The sequence below is a fragment of the Pseudoalteromonas sp. XMcav2-N genome (assembly GCF_024124545.1).
Classification (GTDB): domain Bacteria; phylum Pseudomonadota; class Gammaproteobacteria; order Enterobacterales; family Alteromonadaceae; genus Pseudoalteromonas.
The window spans coordinates 77,832-92,795 of sequence record NZ_JAMXSF010000007.1 but is presented as its reverse complement, the minus strand read 5'-3'; the positions used below and the strand labels follow the sequence as shown (position 1 = coordinate 92,795).

Sequence of the window (14,964 nt, the reverse complement as noted above, 5' to 3'; positions counted from 1 at the left end):
TTTTGTTTGTATCCCTTGATGGGCACTATAGGTTCACTACGCTGATTTTTCTAACAAATGGGCAACCACCTTGGCAGCCTCTTCAAATTCAAAATCTTCAATCAAATCAATAAGCCGCTTACTGGTCGTCTCGTCCAATTTATGGCTGGCGGCAAGCTCACGCACCTGTTCAACTGATTGCATATCACAACTAAGCAGCAGTGCTTCAAGCTGAGTAAAATCCTCTTTCGTTACCTTTAAACTAACCACATTTGTTCGCTTAATTAAAGGCGTATCTTCCTGATTTAGTTCACTCAGCTGCTTGTGTAGCCCCCTCAGAAATTCAGTCAGATGCTCTACCTGCTCCAACTCGACTTGCTCACCGCTGCCAATCGCTTTTTCAATCTCTGCGGCGCGTTTTGATAAGTCATCCATGCATAAATTGGCACTTGCGCCTTTCAGAGAGTGGGCAATACGCTCAGCATGTTCCAGATCACCTATGACCAGCGCCTGATTCAAATTAATGCTTTCCTCAATTTGGTTTCTGGCAAATTTCTTAATAATGCTCCAAAACGCCTTGTCATTGCCGCCCAGCCGCTTAATAGCGCGCTCAACGTCCACACCTGCTATTTCGATTTGCTCATCGTTTTTCACTTCCTTACCCGTATCCAGCTGGGCTTCAGTTTGCAACGCAACAGGATCAGTAGGCTCAGATTGCTTATATAAGTGGCTGCGTATTGTTTCTGCCATTTGATTGAAGTTGATTGGTTTGCCAATATGGCCATTCATTCCGGCAGATTGACACTTTTGAAGATCTTCCTTCATAACGTTTGCTGTCATTGCGATAATTGGTAAGGCATTAAACTGACTGAGCTTTCTGATGTACTTTGTTGCAGAATACCCGTCCATAACAGGCATTTGTATATCCATCAGTACAATGTCAAACGCTTGTTCCTTAATCATTTCGACCGCAACCTGACCATTCTCAGCAATACTTACCTGGAGGTTTAACGATGACAGCATTTCTGTGGCGATTTCCTGATTTGTGCTGTTGTCTTCAACCAAAAGTACATGCTGTTGCTCAAATAAAAGCGCGGTGTTGTCGATCTTTCTATATGACTCACTCCCCCCTTGCGGCTCCGACAACTGAAAAGACTCCATGATCGAATTGAGCAGTACAGACGCATTCACAGGCTTCAAAATGACCGAGTCAATCAGTTCATGCACCTCTGAGTTCATGCCAATATCTGTTCCATATGCTGTGACAAGCACATATTTAGGTTCTGTTTCCAACTCTAATGCCCGAATATGTTTAATCGCATCAATACCGCTCATATGCGGCATTTTCCAGTCCATAAAAATAATGTCATAGCCCCCGGCTTGTGCCAGTTCAACGGCGCCTGAACCACTGGCAGAGCACGTCACCTGAAACTTCATTGCTTTAAGCAAATTAGTTAAAATAGCCCGTGCACTTTCATTGTCATCAACAACCAGCGCTTGCTTACCCGCAAGCTGACTGTCAGGGCAAATTACATTAGTGAGTTTAGCCGACTGTAAGCCACTCTTTATGGTGAAAAAGAACTCCGAGCCTTTCCCTTGCTCACTGTGAACACCAATAGAGCCCCCCATGAGCTCCACAAGCTTCTTGCAGATACTCAGACCAAGTCCGGTACCACCATACTTACGCGTGATTGAACCATCTGCCTGCGAAAAAGCCTGAAACAACTTATTTTGCTGCTCGCGAGACATGCCAATGCCCGTATCTTTCACCGAGAACTTTAAAGTTACCTGGTCTTCAATTTGCTCGGCGGTGGTCACGGAAATAGTAATTTCACCCTGCTCAGTGAATTTAATGGCGTTACCACACAAATTAATCAGGATCTGCCCGAGGCGCAGGGGGTCGCCAACCAGGCTAATTGGTACATCAGGGGCGATATCTAGCAACATCTCCAGGCCTTTCTCCTGCACCCGAATCACATTGATGTTGACCACATTGTCCAGGACCTCTTGCAAAGAAAAGTCGATGTGTTCAATTTCAAGCTTACCTGACTCAATTTTGGAAAAATCTAATATATCGTTAATGATCCCCAGCAAACTTTTCGCGGCTTGATCTATTTTATTGATATAGCCCATCTGTTGCGGGGTAAGATCGGTTCTGAGCGCCAAATGGCTCATACCGATTATGGCATTCATCGGGGTTCGGATCTCGTGGCTCATATTTGCCAAAAACTCCCCTTTTGCGGTGCTCATTTCATCGGCTTTATCTTTAGCCAGCCTTAGTTCTTGCTCCATTTGTTTGCGTTCTGTCACGTCAAGCAGCAAACCTACCACGCCTGCCAGCCGATTTTCAGCATTGGTAAATAACGCCTCATACACAATAAAATTTCTGGGGTCGCCTTCTGCATTCTCGATCGTTATTTCATAATGGTGGTTTGACTCTCTGTCGATTAAATCCTGATGGGATTGCTCAAAAACCTGAGCAATTTCATAATCGAAAATATCCTCAGCCGTGGCGTCCAGCACATCGGCATCGAATGTCCCAAAGTATTGATTAAAAACACTATTTACGCCTAAATATTGGCCTTCGCTATTTTTGTAGTACATTGGGCTGGGGATGGCGTCGAGAATCTTCTTATTCAACTCAAGCTGCTCGACAATGCGCTTTTCTGCTTTAGACTGTAGGTCAATATTCTGGGTCAATTGCAAACTCACCGCCAGGTCATTAATAACCGATTTAACCCACTTGTAGTCCTGCTCTGTCAGCTCAACCAGGCTGCCTAATTCCAATAACCCAATACTGTCGTTACTCACCACCAGCGGGAAGTAATACAGCTCACTAATAGAGAGCTTTTGTCCGTTCAACTCGATAGCATATTGCTCTTTTTCAAACTTCATAGAGTAAGGCTTTTGAGTGCTAAGAACATGAAAGTGAATGGAGTCATAATTGCTGTATGTTGTGGCGCAGCTGCTGCTATAGCCTGTTCCGGCAACTCGGTTGAGTGCTTTCTGATCTTCAAACACATATAAGCCAAGTAATGGCACAGATAACCGCTGCTCCAGAAACTGTAACAGCTCTTCACCAAGATCATGCGGACTTTTCTTGCCTCGCAATGCAAGGCCAAAATCCTTCATAATGGTGTTAAACTCAAGTTGCTCAGATAAGTCATTAAGCAGCTTGTTCATAGACATAGAGAGTTCAGACAGCTCCCCTTTTACGGATTCATCGAGCGTAAAATTATAGTTACCTTGCTCCACATTGCTGACCACCTGCTTTTGGATGGAGGCAACGGGATTAATATACAATTTCCACAGCAGATAAAATGACAATGCGATATTAATGAGTAAAATCAGGTTAAATACGTTTCTGAACATATAAGCAGTGCTGAGGCTTTCTTGATGGCTATGCAATTCATGATTAAGGCGTGTTGCAATGGCCCTATGCGCCTCACCAATTGCGGTCATAATTTTGGATTTTTCGGCTAAAAACGTATCGCTGAATAAAATTTTCTGCGCGCTTGTTAAATCGGGCTCCCCGCCTTCCACCCAATTCCCATACTCATCCCGGTAGATCCCCTGAATGGCATTAAAAGCCTGTCTTTCTAACCCCACTAATCCATTCGACGTGGACAGGGCATTTTGCATTTGCAACAGCTCAAAATCTTGTGCCCCAAGTTGTTGGAAACGCTCGATAATATTATGCCCGTTTTCTATCCACTCTAACTCTGGTAAGCTGGCATGAGGTGACGCGAGATTATCCCAATAATCAAAAGTATTGGCGCTTTGCGCTTGCACTTTGCCATCCCGTACAAGCAAAACAAACTGAAACAACTGCTGCCATTTTTCATCGCCGGTTACTGCATAGGCCCGGGCAAAATTCGTTAAGTTATCCGAGCTGAGTTTCAATTCATGGGCAAGTTCCGTAAGCTGAAATAACTGTGCTTGCTTCTGTGATAAGGCATTGACCTCTATCCTGACAAAATGCGACATCAAGCCAATCCCAAAACTCACAACCAGCATCATTAAAAAAGTGATAAAGAAGCTAGCTCTCAAGCTTTTCATTTTACTCAATCCCTATTTGGCGTTTCACTAATAATAGACCTATATTTCTGAGTACGTCGTGCAATCGTGCAACATAGTGGTAACAGAGGCTATGGAAGAACTAAAGACCGTGCTGGTAGTAGATGATGTGAAAGAGAACCTGGCTTTCATGGCGGAAATTATCAAAGACAAATATCGTGTGTTGGCAGTAAAAAGTGGTGAAGCCGCGATTAACCTTGTTGAGAATAATCAGATAGATATCATTTTGCTGGATGTTGTGATGCCACAAATGAATGGCTACGATGTCATCAAATATCTGAAGTCACATGAGTCTCACTGTGAAATTCCGGTCATCTTCCTGACCGCAAAAACCAGCGTCTCGGATGAAGAAAAAGGTTTTATGCTAGGCGCATGTGATTATATCAACAAACCAATTAGCCCCCCCATCCTGTTGGCTCGCCTAAATACGCATCTGCTAAACAAAGAGTCTAAAGATATTCTTAAAAACAAAAACAATTACTTAGAAGAAGAAGTCCAGAAACGGACCGAGCAAATGTCGCAGCTGCAGGACGTCACCATTCAGGCAATGGCAAGCCTTGCAGAAACCCGGGATCAGGAAACCGGTAATCATATTCGCCGTACACAGCTTTATGTCAAGTTGCTCGCCACCATACTCAGTGACAAAGAAAAGTATAAACAGATACTGACCCCCGAAGTCATCAATATTTACTACAAATCCGCACCTCTGCATGATATTGGCAAAGTTGGCATACCGGACAATGTACTACTCAAACCAGCCCGGCTTACAGCTGAAGAGTTTGAGATTATGAAAAGCCATACCGTGTTTGGCCGCAATGCTATCGAAACGGCCGAATCAGCGCTGGGCCAGACCGACAGCTTTTTACAAACAGCAAAAGAGATTTCTCATTATCACCATGAAAAGTGGGATGGCTCAGGTTACCCCGAAGGCCTCAAAGGAGAAGATATCCCACTCAGTGCCAGGCTGATGGCCATTGCCGATGTTTACGATGCGCTCATCAGTCGACGAGTTTATAAAGATGCCATGGAACACAGCGACGCAATTGCGATTATGAAAGAAGGCCGTGGTAGTCACTTTGACCCCGAACTATTAGATGAATTTCTGGCACAAGAAAGCGCATTTTTTAAGATTTCTCAACAATACCGGGACTAAGATCGAACGGGGGACTTATGCCTTACTCAATTTTATTGGTGGACGATGATGAGGTAAACCATGACATCGCAATGACCATGCTGGGCGAAACACATAGCTACGTTTCGGCATTTAATGGGGAAGACGCACTGGCACTGTTCAGTGAACGAAAGTACGATGCAGTGTTACTGGATGTCGTCATGCCAGGAATGAACGGCTACGAGGTTTGTCAGGCAATTCGCAATGCCTCAAGCCATAACGATACCCCGGTTTTATTTGTGTCATCCAAAGACTGTATTGACGACAAACTGGAAGGCTTTAAGGCGGGTGGTGATGATTACATCACCAAGCCATTTGATGCAGACGAGCTGGCTTTCAGAATCGAACGCCTGGTGAAGTACAGCAATGAAATCGATACTTTAAAAGTAAACTGTGAAGCCGCTGAAGAAGTCACTATGACCGCCATTACCAGTTGCAGCGAGCTGGGACTGTGCCTTGAGTTTATTGAAAACACATATCGGTGTAATACACTATCAGAGCTCTCCACAGCCATCCTGGCGCTCTGTCAAAACCTTAACTTGAAAGCATCTGTACAGCTCGGGTTACTGGGAGAGTTTCGGGATTTTAGCAACTTTGGCGTAATTAACCCGCTTGAGCGCGAGTTATTAAAAAAAGGCCGCGAGAGCAAAACCGTTATCAATATTGAAAAGCGGAGCTTCTTTAACAGCGCTTATTGCTCCTTGCTGGTTAAAAATATGCCCACAGACGACGAAGAGAAATATGGGCGCTTCAATGACATCCTGGCTCTGGTCGTCAGAGGAGCGAATGCCAGACTAAAAAGCCTGGAGAGCAATGTTCAGGCTATTCAGGCAAAAAACCAGGGCCTTAAGGAGCTAAGCCAGATTGCCAGCAAAGATTTAGAAAGTATCGAGCACATTTTTAAGCACTATAATGAATCGTGTCAGGAGCTGATTGAACGATTTATCTTTGATATCGAGGAGTCAATGCTAACCTTTGGGTTCAGCGATGCGCAGGAGCGGACAATTCGCGAGACCCTCGACGGAGCAAAGGACGATTTGCAACAAATACAAGCACATTCAGAAGACATGTCGACAACCTTTAATGACTTTTTTATCAAGCTGGATAAGCTAATCGATTAACGTTGAGGGTAATATCAGGGTTAAATGCATCATGGCACTGGGTGTTTTTACATCGAAAGCGAGTGCCATGCTAAGCAAAGAAACCGCATACACCGGGGGCTCAAATCAGAAAAGCGACTTGCTCATTACAGCCACATCCACGCCGCGATAATTAACTCGTTCCTGTGCCTGCCAGCCTAAACGCTGGTAAAGCCCGCCGTCTTGTTGTTCGGTTTGTAAGTGTAGTTCCCGGACACCAAAAGACTGAGCCAACTGCTCGATTTTTTGTACCAGTGCCGATGCGACTTTGTTGCCTCTTGCATGGGGGGCAACATACACCCCACCCAGCCAATGGGTTTTATCCGGATAGATGGTCATTTCATAAAAACGCAGCTGAGCCGCGCCAATGGGCGCATTATCTTGCATCAAGAGTACGATTAAAGGGATAGCATCCGTTTGCAGATACTCAGTGAGCTTGTCTTCAAACGAAGACAAAGAGGCATCGGGCACTAAGGCGCCCCACTGTTCAAAATACCATGTTGCGACCAGCGGCTTAAACTCAGGCCGCTCGGCAAGAAAACAAAATTCCAATGGTGTCATTCCTTGTCTGGATGTTGAGTAAGTTCACTGTCTCAATCTTGGTACAAACATGCAACAGGAAGCTGCTCAGTTAAAGCGCGTGTATAAAGGCAAGTTGTTTATCTTTGATCACTTTTGACTATATGACTTAAATGCGTCTGAACATCAGAATAGCCTGATTTTTATGGTTATTTTCACCTATAGAAACGACTCCGTGTTATAGTGAGTGTTTTTAAACTTGCCGATTAATGCATAAAATAATTCTACCCACACTGCTTATCAGTAATGCCTGTTTTGCCGATATTAGTGTGAATAAACATAGTATTGTCTATCAGGGTACACTCAATGAACCTGACAATACGCAAGTACAACTCCTGCTGGAAACACACAGCTCAATTGATACTTTGGTGATTTCGAGTGGGGGTGGCCCCATAGAGTTAGGTATTGACCTGGCTGAACTCATTCAGAAACACGCATTACGCGTAAAAATCAACGGGTTTTGTTTTTCTTCTTGCGCAAATTACATATTGCTCAGCGGCAGGCCAACAGAAGTGGCTAAAGACGCAGTCATTGGCTGGCATGGCGATGCCAGTTCAGCCCGCTGGAGAAACAGTGATATTGATGCAATGGTTGACAATTTGCAGGGTGAACAGCGTAAACAAAAATGGGCAGAGCTGCGGGCGCACTACGACGCTGTTATAGAGCAATTAAGTGCCAGAGAAAAAGCGTTTTATCAAAGTATGGGCGTGGAGCATACTTTACTCACCTATGGTTTTACTGCCCATATCGTTAAGCAAGCTAAAACGAATCAAGCCAGGGGCTGGAGTTACTCCCCCCAGGCTCTCATGTCTTTTGGTGTGAAAAATATCACATTCAATGACTGGCGACCTCGCTCACCAGCTAATTTCCCTCTGGTCATTATCGACTCGATTAAATAAAACCGCTTAAATGCAAATTAACACAGCTTAATGTGTCGCTGTGCTTACAACTCGACAATCCCCATTGTGGTCAAACACGAATGGGGGTTATCGGCCTCATCCTCTATTCAATAGTATACAAGCCGCTTTATTAAAGGATTTTTAGAAATTCTACCAGATTATCCACCTCTTGATCTGTCATACGGGTGGGCTGGATCAACTCAGAAGTAACAGGAAACATCTTGTCACCTATAAAGCGGCCTCTTGGTTTAGGTTTAAATCCACCGCGATTGTATTGCTCTATCATTGGCCTGAACTCGGTGAACAAGCCATTGTGCATCCAGGGTGCCGTCTTTGAAATCGCCAATAATGTCGGTGTGCGGAATTTACCTACATCAGTAGGGTCCTTGGTGTGCTCGTAACGGCCTAAGTCCTGAAATCGCCTGCCATAGTTATGAAAACCCGTAACGTGGAACTTATTATCGCTAAGCAGCGCACCAGAGTGGCAGGTCATGCATTGTGCTTTTGTCCTGAACAAATGCATGCCTTTCAGTTGCTGCTGGCTAAGCAACCCAACGGCTGCTTCCGGATCCGTATATGCCTCAGAGATAAAGCGCTGAAATAATGACTCGGGTTTATCAATGCTGCGCTCGAAAGCAACGAGCGCTTTAGCCAGATGTGTACGCTCAATTTTGTCAGTTGAAAATGTTTCATTAAACGCAGCAACATAGCTACTGTCACGGTTTAGCCTTACCAGAGCCGTATCAATCGGCAAGTCCATTTCAATTGGGTTTTCTATTGGCATTAGTGATTGCTCTAATGCCGTTTTTGCTCTGCCATCCCAGAAAAAACTGGTCCAGTGATCAAGACCAATAATCGCTGGCGTATTTCTGTTGCCAACCTGGCCGTCTATTCCTTTTGCCTGCCCTATCCCATCAGAAAACGTTTTGCCGTCTATATGGCAACTTGCACAACTCACCGAGCCGTCTCTTGACAGAATTTTGTCATTGAACAGACGCTTTCCAAGCGCGACTTGTTTGATATCCGGATCGGGAAAAAGGTTGCTTAATGGCGCCAGATCATCCACCTTGCGGCCATCCGACGTTTGCACAGCAGGCCATAAACTGGGATGACGTTTATATTGTTCAGCCAACTGATTTTCTACAGAGCTGGCACTTGCATGCCCCCAGGTCAAGCTGCCGATAAAAACTGTGACCATACTAAATTTGTTCATATACTTTTTCACTACTACAATTCCATACCCACTGAAAGCCAAATTGAACGACCCGTTTCAACACCCGACGTACCAACATTGACCGAGTGGGTCCTGCTATTAAACAGGTTGTGAATATCCACCCCAAACTTCACGCTTTTTTCTGAAAAAATCGTCGACTGCCAGTTAAACGATAAATTGGCCAGAACCCTGCTCGGGATTTTCGTTTCCTGGTACACCTCAATAAAGAGTGATTCATCTGACTGGCAAACAGGGCATAGCCTGTCAATCTGGCTACTCTCTCTGGACAGATCGAGCGCAGAAATTGCATGGTAACTTTGTCGGTAGCTGGTATTTAAGCTGGTTGTCAGTGTTTCAGTCCAACTTGCTGTCCAGCCCACATTGAGTGACAATGGCTCACCAAACTCAGCTTCTCTAAGCTCGATATTACTTTTAGTCGTTTCAGTATAGGTGTAACCCTTATTTGGCGTTTCGGTCCTTAAATACACCAGCTCATTTAAGGCTGCAGTTTCAATATCTTCCAGCTGCGTGCTACTGGTATATTGGGAAAGTTGATAAGTCGTATTTGCCCACAGGCTGTGAGCATTCACATTCCACGCCCAGGACAGGGAGACCCGCTCATTGTGAGCATGGCCCAGGTTTGTCATTTGGCGATAATAATAGCCATCTACAGGATTGTATTCTGGCTCACTGAGTTGTCGTAACTGCTTTTTGCTCCAGCGCTTAACGTATTCAACTGAAAAATTGCCATAGTCAGTCGCCTGTTTCCAGCCTAAGACAAGTTCATCACTGTAAGGGGTTTCTGCATCAGTAAAGCGATATCGGTAATCAGTGGCAGAGCTCAGGTCCTGCCATAATTCAACCACCCCCTCTGAATTAATACTGCGCCTTTGCAATAAACTGGGTAGCTGCTGCTCACGGATTTTATAGGTCAGAAGATTACTATCGTAATATCGATTCAGCCCCATCACTAACATAGTATCCTGGTGGCCATTTACCCGATAACCAAAGCTCAACCTGGGCGCCAGGTTGTGATTCTTTAGGAAGTTGTCGTAATCATATCGAAGCCCGGCGCGAAGCGTGATGTCTTTCCACTCTATGTCATCTGTGACATAGGCACTGATATTTTGCACATCCACATCAATGTGTTCTTGCTGATAAACAGTTCTCAAAGCGAAATACTGCGGGGCTGTATCAACAATCTCGCTATAAGCCAGAATATGATCAGGGTTAGAGAGGTCGAGTGGGCTACCAAGCTGTTTTTCCAGCTCGGACACAGACATGCTCGTGGTTAACTCGACACAGTCGAACAATGCAGCCGTACAGTTAAGCTGACTTATTCCGGTGATCGGGGAGTTGTAACTAAAGCTACTATCATGCCGTTTTCGGTCTATCACTTCTTTTTGCAATTGAATACCTACTTGCAAATAGTGCTGAGTCGACATCACCGAAAACTCATCAAACTTAGCGCTAAAATCCCCATTCAGTGACTTTTGAGTTTTATAGAGCGAGCCATAGCCGCCCTCTCTGGATAACAGGGTAAATTCTGCGGCATCACCCACGCCCCAGTCTTTCCCTTTTGCTTTGTACCAGGGATAAAAGTGCGGCGGTCCCTTACGCGAGTTTTCACTGAAGACGTATGACAGCTTGCCAGCAAAGAGGATATCGGCAACTTCTTGCTCCATCTGCAGCGTTGTACTGTAGCCCCCACCTTCACTTGTAAATTCGCTATGCTTGACGTTTTTACTCACATCCCGAGACTCATAAGGTGAGTAATTCAGACTCAGGCTTAGTTTATCCAGCCACAGATCTGTTTGCGTCAACTTTACCAGATAGTTTGCGGTTTCCCGCGTTGTGAGTACAGTTTCGTTTAATGAGATAGTCGATATTTTGCTGTCGGTATAATTGGCTGCGAACAACACACTATGGTGTTCGCCGACTGTGGTGCTGAAGTCTAAATTATAAACGTTTTTCTCGAACACAGGTGCAAGAGGTAAAGCACTGGAGGCCTCATTTTCTTCCTCAGTCACTATGATGTGATACTCGTTCCAGTCACTTTGCGAAGTACGGTAATTAACACCAAATGTGGCGGCGCCCGAATCGGCCTCACGCGTATTTACTTCAACCACACCGCCACTGAATCCGCCATAGTTTGCGGGGATATTATTGGTAAAAACATCTATCGACTCAACGATTTGTTGATTTACATTAAAAGCCTGTACAGCCCCCTGAACATCATTTGGCGTGGATTTTTTGCGATCATATGCACTGGGGTCTTGTCGGCTATTAAAGTTTACGCCATCAAGAAAAAACCCAGTTTGCCATGGCTGGCCCCCTGAAATAGAAACCCGCTTTGCGCCGATTTCAGCTTGTAAATCTGCATCATAGGCATCATCTCCCAGTATAACCCCGGGTAACAGTCCCAATAACTCAGAGATATCACCTGCATTGTGCGGTGTTTTTTCAAGAAAATCACGATCCAGTACGTAACGGCCGTTAACTTCAGGTACTTGTAAACCTATATATTCGCCATGGACTGCAATACGCTCAATTTCTTGTGCTCGTTGCTTGTGTGCAATGCACTCTAACAGTTGCTCGCGGCTTTTTTTATTCAGTGCAGAATCACCCACACATTCAACAACGAGCGCTTTCGGTAATTCGTCTGTCTCTTCAGGGGCGAGTTGTTTTGCAGCCAAAGGAAGACAGATTACCTGAGCCACAGGCAGGAATATAAACCTAATTTTTTTCATCTTTACTACTATTTAGTCTTTGGAAAGGGGTGTGAGATCTTCCGGATCGGGCTTACCATCATTGTCACTATCTTGATCCAGGCTCAATCCTGAGTCTGCCCTTTGCTGCTCAGTTGCTGTCGGCAAAAAGAAGTTAGCAAGCCCGTCTTTGTCCGTATCAACATTGGCGATTGCAGATGCCGGAAATTCATCCTGCGTAGCCTGACTCTGAACAATTGTCAGAAGCAGTTGTTCTTTGTCAGCCTCGGTATAAACAGGGTCCGTTGCCAGGGAGCGTGCCTTGTCATATAGGCCGAGTGCCGAATAATGCTTAATCAGAGATTCGTAAATATCCTGTCGGTCGTTTTCTGACAGAGCGCTTGCTAAAGATTCAACTTTGTCAAAAACCTGAGTGAGTTTGAGTGTGATACTTTCTCTGACAGTGCGATAATCGTCATGGGTACCTGCCCGCTGCATGATTGCAAAGTAAAGCTTGTATATTTTCAGGTATGACGCTTCTTTATCCTGTGACGTCACTAAATTCAGTTGGCCCAGAACATCGTCGATCAACTCAACCAACTTAGCCGTTTCCAGCTCTTTATTCAGCTGCACGAGGGTGTTCTCCAAAGCCGCTGTGGCAACACTCTGACTTTGGCTCAGCTCTGCGCCAGTTGCCAATGCACTGGCAACATAAAGGTGTGCCTTAAGGGAGTCTTCGAAATCAGTAATATCGGCAGCGATCTTTTGTGCTTCAGCGCTCGTGGCCTGCGCTAAATCAGCCCTGTGTCCCTTAGACCAGCCTATTGTCATGGTATTGAAGGCTTCGATTTTTCGCTCTGCGGTGAGCGTGCTATTGTTTTTATATTTCTTCTCAATAATCTCTGCACAAGTTGCGAGCAGGGCATCAGTACGTGCTTGATTGCCACCAAATACAGTATTTAATTCAGCCAACCGCAAACAACCATGATTGCCCACCACCTGGCTAACCACCAGCCCAACATCGTTCTGATACGCCTCACTTTGCAACAATTTGTGTGCCTCATCGATTAGCAGCAATGCCTGCTCTTTGTAGCCTGCATAGTGGAGCAACCAGCTGCCGTAACGCTCCATTGAGTTGGTTGGGCCAAACTCAATCAGGGTGTGGAAAATTTCGGCTTCATTACCCCCTGCAAAGGTTGCATTGAGCTCAGTCAGCGTAGAGGTTAGTGCAAGCCCGGCTTGTGCATTGCTCAACAAAGCATGCGCATACATATGACGATGGGCATAGCGCAGATCTGTACTACTGCCAACCTGCTTAATCAGCTCATAAGCAACATTACCTGAGTAATCTGCGGTTTTGTTCGCAGCTACATACTCTGGGTACAAAGATAAAAACAAACCACTAAAAAACTGCAGTGGCGTGTCAAACCGTGCCAGCGTTGTTGCTGCGTACTGTTCAGCCTCTCGTTTATAGTTAGGGTCATAGGAAATATCAGTATAAAGAGCCAATCCAGAAGCCAGATTAGCTTTGGCAAGCTCAACCGCCTTTTGCTTTTGTGCTCCTTGTGACACCAGGCTTAACAGGTGCGCAAGTTGCGCCGCCTGACGATAGTAATTGGCTCTGTATTTATGTGTTATGCCTCGGCTCGATTCGTCAAAGCTCACAGTGGCGGTAATATCTGACAGATTTTGAATGGCATTAAATGCGTTTTCAAACGTTGTGCCAGCAGCATTGTTAAGGAAATCCTCCGTCATGTTTTGCGCATGCTCAAGATAGGCCCCAACAAACGCGCGATGCGCACTTTTCGATTCAAGGCTTAAATCGCTCAGCTCGTCTGCAAATAAACGCGTTGTTGCCAGCAGCTTTTTAGCTTGCTCATTTTGTTCTGCATCTATGTAATCCCGAGTGACGACAAGATAGAAAAGCGCATTCGACGGCGTAATGTTTTCTGTGCCGATTTCAGCGATATATGTGTTGTACTCAACTGTGGCTTTTTCACGCAATTCATTGGCCAGCACCAGGTTAGATTGCTCGTCCAATGCGGTAGCGACTTTTTGATATGCCTGTGCCTTAACCGTCCTGCTTAAAATGTGCTTTTCAATTATCCCAGTCGCCGTTTGGGTAAAACCGGACTGTGCATAACCTACGGCAATGTCTAAATACCCTAGTCCGGATAGTGCAGCATCAGATATGGCCTCTTTATCACCTTGTTGGTTGACCTCAATTAACGCTATTGCTCTTGCAAGGTGTGAACTGTCAGAGTTGTAGTAGTAGTTGCGTTTGTCATCATTCGTGACAAAAGAAGGCCGGACAAATATCTCAGCCTGGGTAGCTTCGTCTTTTCCGTCACTTACGCTAACAGTAAAGGTATCATCTATCTCAACATTTGAATTTACCTCATATTCAAAGCTACCATCGTTAGTGTTAAGAGTTAAAACCCCTTTTTCAGGCTCTCTTATCACGCTAAATTTTAATGCATCATTATCATAATCGATTGCAACAATCTGACCGACGGCTCTACCTACCTCGCTGACGGCAACATGGCTCGAAATGATAACGGGTGCATCATTAATGTTTTCAACAATAAATGTTATTTCTCTGGTCGTCGTAGCAATACTGTCTGAAACAATGATGTTTGCAGTATCTTCTCCAAAAAAATGTTCTTTTGGCACATATACAAAGCTGCCATCTCGGTTAACCGTAAGTACGCCATTTCGTGGAGACTTCCCCACCCCAAACGCCAACACATCACCATCCGGATCTGATGCATAAAACACACCATTTAAACTAGTATCTTCATCCAAAGCAAAACGGTTTTCGGAAGAGGTAAAAGTGGGTTCCTGATTCCCCTCTTCATTAGTTCCTCCACTACAGGCACACAAAAAAACGCCCAGATTAGCCATAAAAGCTAAATTTAATAGATACTTATTCATATTTCATCCGATTTAAAGTGGAGCTTGCTAGTCGAAAGGATTAGAGTGAAAACTCATTTTAAACGCAGTTTATTTCTCAAAATTAACATAAAAAGCACTGAAACGCGGCGCATATTAATACCAATGAGAATCATAATCAATAAGATCAGTTGATTTTTATGCAAAAAAAGTGGCTAATTAACCCTTGAGATACCAATAAGTGAACATGTTTATGACTTAACTCATAATTTCGCAATTTAAGGCGCTATCCAATGTAATCCCTGCT

At 44.7% G+C, this 14,964-nt stretch carries 8 protein-coding genes; 3 read left to right on the top strand and 5 right to left on the bottom strand.

Features of this window, described 5'->3' with window-relative positions; all coding sequences use genetic code 11:
* Nucleotides 1-36: 36 nt before the first annotated feature.
* Nucleotides 37-4,038 carry a response regulator gene (locus NH568_RS11110; protein WP_253047189.1) on the bottom strand — a complete coding sequence of 1,334 codons (4,002 nt, stop codon included), beginning with the start codon at nt 4,036-4,038 and terminating at the stop codon, nt 37-39.
* Nucleotides 4,039-4,129: 91 nt separating this feature from the next.
* On the opposite strand from NH568_RS11110, the gene NH568_RS11105 reads away from it, so the two are divergent.
* Both NH568_RS11105 and NH568_RS11100 read left to right on the top strand, forming a co-directional pair.
* Nucleotides 4,130-5,209, top strand: coding sequence for a two-component system response regulator (locus NH568_RS11105; RefSeq protein WP_253047186.1), 1,080 nt, complete (start codon nt 4,130-4,132; stop codon nt 5,207-5,209).
* A 17-nt stretch (nt 5,210-5,226) separates the two neighbouring features.
* Nucleotides 5,227-6,348, top strand: coding sequence for a response regulator (locus NH568_RS11100; RefSeq protein WP_253047183.1), 1,122 nt, complete (start codon nt 5,227-5,229; stop codon nt 6,346-6,348).
* Nucleotides 6,349-6,453: 105 nt separating this feature from the next.
* Here NH568_RS11100 and NH568_RS11095 read toward each other — a convergent pair whose 3' ends face one another.
* Nucleotides 6,454-6,927, bottom strand: coding sequence for a GNAT family N-acetyltransferase (locus tag NH568_RS11095; protein WP_253047180.1), 474 nt, complete (start codon nt 6,925-6,927; stop codon nt 6,454-6,456).
* 227 nt (nt 6,928-7,154) lie between these two features.
* On the opposite strand from NH568_RS11095, the gene NH568_RS11090 reads away from it, so the two are divergent.
* Entirely contained in the window at nt 7,155-7,844 is a 690-nt protein-coding gene (locus tag NH568_RS11090; protein WP_253047178.1) for a hypothetical protein, read from the top strand.
* 130 nt (nt 7,845-7,974) lie between these two features.
* Here the strand turns inward: NH568_RS11090 and NH568_RS11085 are convergent, their stop codons facing one another.
* The 3 genes from NH568_RS11085 to NH568_RS11075 are packed head-to-tail and all read right to left on the bottom strand — an operon-like array spanning nt 7,975 to nt 14,699.
* Nucleotides 7,975-9,057, bottom strand: a complete 1,083-nt coding sequence (locus NH568_RS11085) for a cytochrome c peroxidase (RefSeq protein WP_253047175.1) — start codon at nt 9,055-9,057, stop codon at nt 7,975-7,977.
* Between the two features lie 14 nt (nt 9,058-9,071).
* The gene (locus NH568_RS11080; RefSeq protein WP_253047172.1) at nt 9,072-11,807 is read right to left on the bottom strand and encodes a TonB-dependent receptor plug domain-containing protein; all 2,736 of its coding nucleotides are present in this window, start codon (nt 11,805-11,807) and stop codon (nt 9,072-9,074) included.
* A gap of 12 nt (nt 11,808-11,819) precedes the next feature.
* Nucleotides 11,820-14,699 (bottom strand): cadherin-like domain-containing protein, encoded by a 2,880-nt coding sequence (locus NH568_RS11075; RefSeq protein WP_253047169.1) that lies wholly within the window; start codon nt 14,697-14,699, stop codon nt 11,820-11,822.
* Between the last annotated feature and the right edge of the window lie 265 nt (nt 14,700-14,964).

Bases quoted from the DNA above. Each gene is read 5' to 3' on its own strand.
- NH568_RS11090 (WP_253047178.1), top strand. From the start codon at position 7,155: ATGCATAAAATAATTCTACCCACACTGCTTATCAGTAATGCCTGTTTT.
- NH568_RS11085 (WP_253047175.1), bottom strand. From the start codon at position 9,057: ATGAACAAATTTAGTATGGTCACAGTTTTTATCGGCAGCTTGACCTGG.
- NH568_RS11110 (WP_253047189.1), bottom strand. From the start codon at position 4,038: ATGAAAAGCTTGAGAGCTAGCTTCTTTATCACTTTTTTAATGATGCTG.
- NH568_RS11075 (WP_253047169.1), bottom strand. From the start codon at position 14,699: ATGAATAAGTATCTATTAAATTTAGCTTTTATGGCTAATCTGGGCGTT.
- NH568_RS11100 (WP_253047183.1), top strand. From the start codon at position 5,227: ATGCCTTACTCAATTTTATTGGTGGACGATGATGAGGTAAACCATGAC.
- NH568_RS11105 (WP_253047186.1), top strand. From the start codon at position 4,130: ATGGAAGAACTAAAGACCGTGCTGGTAGTAGATGATGTGAAAGAGAAC.
- NH568_RS11080 (WP_253047172.1), bottom strand. From the start codon at position 11,807: ATGAAAAAAATTAGGTTTATATTCCTGCCTGTGGCTCAGGTAATCTGT.
- NH568_RS11095 (WP_253047180.1), bottom strand. From the start codon at position 6,927: ATGACACCATTGGAATTTTGTTTTCTTGCCGAGCGGCCTGAGTTTAAG.